Below are 5,541 nucleotides of genomic sequence, written 5' to 3' on the forward strand. Positions count from 1 at the left end.
CTTGCTGTTTTTCCTGTGGCATTTCTGGACCACAAATAATTAAACTCTTTATTTTATGCTTTTTTGGGAGATGAATTAATCCTGAAATATAGTTATCAATTAAATGATAACCATCAGCACCACCCCCTGCCGTTACTAACACAAATTGTTCGTCAAGATTGAAGTTTAATTCTTGTCGTATTTCGTAAGTATTTTTTCCTTCTGCCGTGCGACGAATATAACCACAATGTTTGACTTTATCTGAAATTGAAGCAGGAAATTTATATTCTTTTGTAATATCAAAAACTTCTTTCATCCCCACAACCCAAACTTGGTCGTAAAACATTTCAATTCCTGCATAGTATTGCTTTGCTTTCCATTCTGCGGTTGTTTTTTCAGGAGTATCAAGTATATCTCTAAGTAATAGTACAACTTTTGAAGGGTAATCATAATTTTTGACATACTCCAGAGTTGCTCTCAATTCTTCTTGCAACCCATAAGGTTTTTTATCTACCAAAATAATGTCTGGTTTAAAATTTATTATTGTTACTTTAATTAACTCAGAACGTAATTTAAAAATTTCTTCTGTTTCAGTTTTTAGATATTTAGCTGCGAGTTGACCGCACTCATTCCTACCAATACATGGAAGCTTAATATAATCAAGTCCTTTTGGCATCCGAAAACTATGTACAACTGGCGAACTACATACAAGCAATATTGATAGCTTAGGTATTGCCTCTAGTAAATATCGACAAATTGCTAACATTCTACGAAGGTTTCCCAAACCGTAAGCATCATGGGAGTAAACCATTATTCTCATTGGTACTTTCCTCATTTTTTATTGAAAGTTCGCTGCTCTTGTTAGCACTTCACATAATAGTTCGCCTATTTCCTAAAACTTTAGTTATTTTTTTTTGCTATCAATAACTTATAGGCTAATTTTTGCCACTCTAAAACCTCTAGCTTAAGCTAGCTCTATTTAATAAATATATGCTGTAGGACTTACCCATTACAATGTGTTTTTGCCATTGCGACCGACAGAGAAGCAATACCAAATCCTAGTTTTTCGTACTTCATGTGTAAGTCCTGTGGTGATTAGAGCTTGAATACTTTTGACAAAGATTTATAATAAAGTTGCGTTCATTATTATTTTGAACTGCAGCAGCAGAATGAGGGCACTACATACTCATTTTTTGAATATATTGAACATATATAATTCTGTATTGTTCACATCAAATTTGTAATGCTTATATTAGTTTTTGCATAATCTTATCTATACAACTATCATTGATTTACGTTTATTCAATTTACATTTTAACACAGCTTTATTAAAACTTTATAAATTTATTCTCACACAATTGGAGAATACGCAATTTTTACTAGAGTAAAATTAAAAATCCTGGGAGTCTATGCAAAAAAAGCCTCCCAGGTTATCAGTTCAGTTATAACAAAATTTGTTCTATTCAACCGTATGGCCAGCAGCAGCGATCGCTTGCTTAATGGACTCCTCAGATGCTTTGGTTTCCACAGTCACAATTTTTTGCTCCACATCCACTTGGACATTAGCTTCCGATTCCTGAGTTTTGATTGCTTTCGTAATCGTATCTGCACATCCACCACAAGCAATAGATGGAACTTTTAGTTGTATTGCCATATTAAAAATTAGTTAGGTTGTTACAAATTTTTAATTAGTATAGCGCTCTGCGCTAGGGAATAGGGAACAGCTAGCTGTAGAAGGAGGATTATTGAAAAATGTCTTAACCAATTCTTGTGGTGCTATATTTAGAGTTTCCATAGAGAATCAAGTACATATAGAGTTTCCAGATTCCAGATAAGCGATAAAACTATATTTTTATCAACTATATTTTCATCTTTCTTCTACAAACAATTCTGCTATTAACTATAAAGACTAGCAACATATTCTCCATAACCGTTATAAGGTAAAGTTGGAATTTTTTCCCAAGACCAACTAGCTCCTTCACCTAATACTTTCTCAGTTGCTTGTGACCATCGAGGGTGAGGCACATTAGGATTAACATTTGCTTCAAAAGCATATTCATTTGGTACCAAAGTATTCCAAAATGTTGCTGGTCTTGACTCTATAAATTCAATTTTTACAATTGATTTTGCTCCTTTAAAACCATACTTCCAAGGAATAACTTGCCTTAATGGCGCTCCATTCTGTTTCGGTAATGATTTACCATACATTCCTACTGCAAAAAAAGCTAATTCATTAGCCATTTCATCTATTGTTAAACCTTCTGTATAAGGCCAGGGATAACTATTAGCCCAAAAACCAGGACCTTTAGTAATTTCTGCATTGTAAAAAGAGGTAAAACGAACATATTTAGCTTTTGATGTTGGTTCCACATCTGCCATTAATAATTTCATGGGAAAACCCAACCAGGGTATTACCATTGCCCATGCTTCAACACACCGAAATCGATATATTCTTTCTTCGAGAGGAAACTTTTTTTGTAGTTCATCTATGTCATAAACGCGAGGATTTTTGACTAAACCCGTAACTTCTACTTTCCAATTTTCAGTGGGTAAAGCTTGAGCAGCTTGCCAAATAGATTTATTACCACCAAATTCATAGAAATTATTATATTTTGTCGCAAGAGCTTCGCTTGTGATTGGTCGGTCAACTTGAGAAAAGTTAGGATTAATCGTAAATTTTTCAGTCATTGGTAATGTTAACGCTTCTGAAGTTGAAGATGCTTTGGAGTTCGATCCACAACTGGTAAGAGTAGATAATGCAGTAGCAGTTAACCCAACACCGATTAGATTTTTCATAAACCGACGACGGTTTAAATAAGCAGTTTCTGGAGTTATTTTTGTTTCGGGAATTTCCCAAGATTTTTTGATCCGGATTAGAGGCATGATTAGTTGTTAGTTATTATGAGGTTTTAACTTGAATATTGAAGATTGATGATTATTTCATCCCTAGCTTATAATATATAGCAGGTTTATTTAATTTGTAGACTTCGCTCTATGAAGTTTGACCAAAAATATTTTGTTTTAGGAAGTAGAGAGTAGGTAGGGACTTTGTATGCAACGTTCCTACATAATAGAAAAGAATAAAAACAACTGTAGCTCAGTAAACACTATATTTTTAGACTTAAAAATCTGCGTAGGAACTACGTTAAAAGTAATTAATAATGAATAATTACTTCTAAAATTTAGTCTGGGGACTTTGACAGTAGCTTTTATTCTTTCTCAATTTCTCAATTGCTTTTATTTTCCCCAAAATTAATGGCTGATAGCTAATAGCTGATTGCTTAATTATTAAAGAATTTCTGTTTTGTTTATGTAGAAAATATCTGGGGATTTGAAACCAGTAACTTTTACTTTGGTGGAACAAAAATTCACGAAATAATGGGCGTTAAAAGAAAGAAGAATATATCTCTTGCAAAACTTTTCATTGAATCAATTCAAGAGATGAAACAAACAATTTTATCCCTCTATTCCCTATTGCCTGACTTCTGCAAGAAGTCTAATGATAATAATTTCATACTTTTATTTTACGGGTTTAATATGGAATCCGGTTATATAGTATATATTTATAACTCTATAATTACTTCAATCTCCCCTACTCCCCACTCCTCCCACACTCCCATACTCCTCTACTCCCTTCTTCAAGTTTGTAGCTAAAATCTAAGAAATACTATCATAGAACAAATATGCCAATTGATTGCTGATTATGAATCCTCGCATCAATTCTCACAGCCAAAATCCAGAAGACTCTGACAACAACATTGTCAGTAAAAATGAGACAATAGGGGGAATGTCCAACTGCCCCCCGATACTCAAAGAACGCTACCAAGTCGTCAAACCTTTGGGTGAAAGCGTCTGGAGCCATACATTTCTGGCCATTGACCAAGACAAACCTTCTAAACCGCCGTGTATCATTAAAGAGTTTGTCAGTCTAGACGACAGAAAAGACCTAGTTTTTCAGGGTCAAGAAGTTATTCCGACCTTTAGTTGCAACCCAGTCCAACTAGACAAAATCGGAAAACATCCCCAGATTCCAGAACTATTAGCCTCTGTAGAACACGATGGCCACCGTTATCTGGTACAAGAGTATATTGAAGGCCGTAACTTGGCCACAGAACTCATCGAAGATGGTGTCTTTAGCGAACATAAAATTTGGCAAATATTAAGTCAATTGTTGCCAGTCTTAGAGTTTATCCACGACCATCATCTGATTCATGGAGATATTAAACCAGAAAATATTATTTGTCGGACAAAACCAGAAACAAATACTCAAGAATTTGTTTTAGTTGATTTTGGTGTCACCATTTCCGCTACTGGAGATTTATTATCAATAGGAAGTATTAATGGTTCTGCTGAATATGCTGCCCCAGAACAAACACGAGGGAAAGTCTACCCCAACATTGACATTTATAGTTTGGGAGTAACTTGTCTCAACCTATTGACTATGGTTTCACCCTTTGAACTATTTGATATTAAAGCAGATAAGTGGGCATGGCGAGACTATTTAAAACATCCCATTAGTCGCCATCTGGGTCGAATATTAGACAAAATGGTGCAGCGAGACCATCGTCAACGTTATCAGTCTGTTGCAGAAGTTATTAAAGATATCAGATATGGACCAACACCAGTAGATGTTATCCTACAGAAACCACGGTGGACTGTAACTGCTTGGGGAGCAGCAGCGATCGCTCTATTATCTTTAGTTATTAATTCTCGCTTACCATCTCCCCAAACTCAGCCATTATCTTCATCTACTAACATTCCTAAGTTAGAACCAAAGTCACCTCAAATAAAAGTAAATGATTTTGACTCTAATATTAGTACCCTTCCTCCTATATCTCCACCTACGGGAATCATAGACCGACTTTCTCCACTGCAAACTTTAGCTACTACTTCTGGCCCAGTGTGGTCAATCGCAGCTAGTCCTAATGGTCGTATTATTGCTAGTGGCAGTACGGATGGAAATATTCAACTATTACATCTGCATAGCGGTAGAAATCTGGGTAAATTATCAGGGCATGATGGACCTGTATGGTCTGTTGCTGTTAGTCCCGATGGTCGTACTCTAGTCAGTTCCAGTAGTGATAGTACGATTAAAATTTGGAATATCTACAGTGGTACTTTGAAGAATACATTGTATGGTCATCTGAAGGATGTTTTCTCTGTAGCTATTAGTCCAGATGGGAATACTATTGCCAGTGTGAGTAAGGATAAAACTATTAAACTTTGGGATTTGAATAGTGGTTTACTTTTATATACTCTTTATGGACATTTAGATGAGGTTCAGTCTGTTGCTTTTAGTAACGACGGTAAAACTCTGGCTAGTGGTAGTAATGATGGTACTGTGAAGTTATGGGATTGGCGTTATGGTAGATTGTTACGCACGCTCAGAGGACATGATGGCCCTATATGGTCTGTTGCTATTAGTCCAGATGGTAAGACTTTAGCTAGTGGTAGTTGGGATAATACGATTAAACTTTGGAATCTGGATAGTAATAGTCCCCGACGAGTTGCTAGGGGCTCTCAACGTACTTTGATAGGTCATTCAGAGAAAGTACAGTCTCT

4 protein-coding genes are annotated in these 5,541 nt (G+C 35.6%); 1 reads left to right on the forward strand and 3 read right to left on the reverse strand.

Features of this window, described 5'->3' with window-relative positions; all coding sequences use genetic code 11:
• The 3 genes from AC3DU7_RS20860 to msrP form a co-directional block, all read right to left on the reverse strand.
• Window positions 1-799: glycosyltransferase family protein (locus tag AC3DU7_RS20860; RefSeq protein ID WP_488041220.1), on the reverse strand; the 799-nt coding region annotated here is incomplete at its 3' end.
• A gap of 639 nt (window positions 800-1,438) precedes the next feature.
• Window positions 1,439-1,633, reverse strand: a complete 195-nt coding sequence (locus AC3DU7_RS20865; RefSeq protein ID WP_488041221.1) for a heavy-metal-associated domain-containing protein — start codon at window positions 1,631-1,633, stop codon at window positions 1,439-1,441.
• 242 nt (window positions 1,634-1,875) lie between these two features.
• Entirely contained in the window at window positions 1,876-2,862 is a 987-nt protein-coding gene (gene msrP / locus AC3DU7_RS20870) for a protein-methionine-sulfoxide reductase catalytic subunit MsrP (protein WP_488041222.1), read from the reverse strand.
• 820 nt (window positions 2,863-3,682) lie between these two features.
• Here msrP and AC3DU7_RS20875 point away from each other — a divergent pair.
• Window positions 3,683-5,541 (forward strand): protein kinase domain-containing protein (locus AC3DU7_RS20875; RefSeq protein ID WP_488041223.1); only part of this gene is annotated, 1,859 nt, incomplete at its 3' end.

This window comes from Okeania sp., from assembly GCF_983059655.1.

Coding starts and splice junctions, on each gene's coding strand:
- AC3DU7_RS20865 (WP_488041221.1), bottom strand. CDS start 1,633: ATGGCAATACAACTAAAAGTTCCATCTATTGCTTGTGGTGGATGTGCA.
- msrP (WP_488041222.1), bottom strand. CDS start 2,862: ATGCCTCTAATCCGGATCAAAAAATCTTGGGAAATTCCCGAAACAAAA.